Origin of the sequence: Rhodococcus sp. CX, from assembly GCF_015865005.1 — a bacterium.
Lineage (GTDB): Bacteria > Actinomycetota > Actinomycetes > Mycobacteriales > Mycobacteriaceae > Rhodococcus.
Genome location: NZ_JADZGH010000244.1, coordinates 1 through 824 on the forward strand (window position 1 = coordinate 1; position 824 = coordinate 824).

1 protein-coding gene is annotated in these 824 nt (G+C 71.1%); it reads right to left on the bottom strand.

All coding sequences use genetic code 11. The features are described from left to right. Positions 1 to 357 precede the first annotated feature (357 nt). Positions 358 to 824 (bottom strand): peptidylprolyl isomerase (locus I0Q12_RS34010; protein WP_231611512.1); only part of this gene is annotated, 467 nt, incomplete at its 5' end.

The following is an 824-nucleotide window of genomic DNA, read 5'->3' on the forward strand; positions in this document are numbered from 1 at the left end:
GCCGAGGTCGAGGTCACTGTGGGGGACGAGGTGAGCGCGGTCGTCGACGGGGTGCCCGCGGCGTCGCTGTCGGCCGCGCATCCCGCGGCGAGAATCGCGGTGGCGAGCAGCACGCTGCCCCGGCGCGCGCGGCGGCGGGGTGTCCGATCGCGGGTGGGCACCGTCGAGGGATGTGGGGTCACAGCAACGGCACGATATCCGATTCGCCGGGGTTAGGACAGGAAGCGGGAGTTGTCCCGCACCCGGACCGGGCGTGCGGTGACCGGCCACAGAGGAAGCCGGCCGGGGAGCCGGACGGGACGGTGCCTTCCGTTCGGAAGGCACCGTCCCGCCACCGCACTCGGAATGTCACCGTGCTCAGGACGCGACGGTCACCGTCTCGATCTGCACCGGCAGGTTCGGGGCACCGCCACCCACGCTGCCCATCGAGCCGTCGTCGCCCGCGGCCGCGACCTTCTCGATGGTCGCGAGACCGGCCTCGTCGATCGTGCCGAAGATCGTGTACGCCGGCGGAAGCTGCGAATCCTCGTAGACCAGGAAGAACTGGCTTCCGTTGCTGCCGGGCTGCCCGGTGTTCGCCATCGCGACGGTGCCCCGCGGATACACCACGGGCTGGGAGAGCGCGGGATCGGTCGGTGCGAACGCGGTCTCCGGGTATTCGGTGTCGAATCCGTAGCCCGGGCCGCCCCGGCCGGTGCCGGACGGGTCGCCGCACTGCAGCACCTGCAGGCCGGGTGAGGTCACGAGACGATGGCAGGGTGTGTCGTCGAAATAGCCCTGCTCGGCCAGCGACACGAAGCTGTTGACCGTGCACGGTGCGGCGA